Here is a 1,311-nt window from a genome sequence, read left to right as displayed (position 1 = left end):
GCCGCGTCCGGACCCCGGAGCGGGGATGCGGCGGGCGAGGATATCTCCCGCCCGGTCCGCACCCGGCTTCTCGTCATGACCGGAACTCTAGGAGACCGCGCCCGGCGCACCGTACAGGGTCACGACGCAGGCCCCGCCGAGGCCGAGATTGTGGGCGAGCCCGAGCCGCGCGCCCGCCACCTGACGCGCACCCGCCGCCCCGCGTACCTGGGTGACCAGTTCCGTGCACTGCGCCAGCCCGGTGGCGCCGAGCGGATGTCCCTTGGAGATGAGCCCACCCGACGGGTTGACCACCCACCGGCCGCCATAGGTGGTCGCGCCCGACTCCACCAGCGCGCCGGATTCGCCTTCGCCGCACAGACCCAGCGCCTCGTAGGTGAGCAGCTCGTTGATGGAGAAGCAGTCGTGCAGTTCGAGCACATCGATATCGTCGATACCCACCCCGGCGGTCTCCAGCACCTTCCGGCCGGCGATACGCGCCATGGGCGCGCCCACCACATCGATCATCGACCCCGACTCGAACGAGGCGCCGGTATCGGTCACCAGCTCCTGGGCGAGAATGGGCACCGCCCGATCGAGACCGTGTTCGCGGACATAGCGTTCGCTCACCAGCACCGCCGCGCCGGCACCGTCGGACATGGGGGAGCACTGTGAGCGGGTCAGCGGATCGGAGACCAGTTTGTCGCCGAGCACCTGGTCGAGGGTGTAGGCGTCCTGGAACTGGGCCTTGGGATTGCGGGTGGAGTGTTCGTGGTTCTTCACCGCGACCCGGGCCAGCTGTTCGCGGGTGGTCCCGTACCGCTGCATGTGTTCGGCCGCGGCCGCACCGAAGAATTGGGCGGTCATCGGCGCGTTGCCGAAACCGGCGGCCGCCTTCAGCGCGTCCATGTGCCGGTCCACCGTGGTGACCTTCGGGATCGTGCCGTCGCCGGACATCGCCTGTTTGGTCATCTGCTCGAACCCGACCGCGAGCACGATATCGGCCAGCCCGGCCTGCACCCATTCCCGGGCGAGTACGAGCGCGGTGGATCCGGTGGCGCAGTTGTTGTTGACGTTCACCATCGGGATACCGGTGAGGCCGATATCGTAGAGCGCCCGCTGCCCCGCGGTGGACGGCTGGAAGACGTACCCGACGGCGGCGCGCTGCACCTGGTCGTAACCCACTCCGGCGTCGATGAGCGCCTGGCCTACCGCCTCGGCGACCATCTCCGGATACGCCGCGGCGGTCCGAGCGGTCGGATACCTGGGCGGCGACCGGCCCGCTGCGGACGGGCCGCCCCCGTGTCGATGCTTGCCGATGCCGACGACATC

Annotated in this window: 1 protein-coding gene; it reads right to left on the bottom strand. The window is 69.7% G+C overall.

The window, feature by feature from the left end; genetic code table 11:
• Positions 1–87: 87 nt before the first annotated feature.
• Positions 88–1,299, bottom strand: coding sequence for a thiolase C-terminal domain-containing protein (locus ACLML9_RS28770; protein WP_411948433.1), 1,212 nt, complete (start codon positions 1,297–1,299; stop codon positions 88–90).
• Positions 1,300–1,311: the final 12 nt, after the last annotated feature.

The sequence above is a fragment of the Nocardia sp. NPDC002869 genome, from assembly GCF_046764065.1.
In the GTDB taxonomy this organism is placed as follows: domain Bacteria; phylum Actinomycetota; class Actinomycetes; order Mycobacteriales; family Mycobacteriaceae; genus Nocardia; species Nocardia rhamnosiphila.
This window is presented reverse-complemented; position numbering and strand designations above follow the sequence as displayed.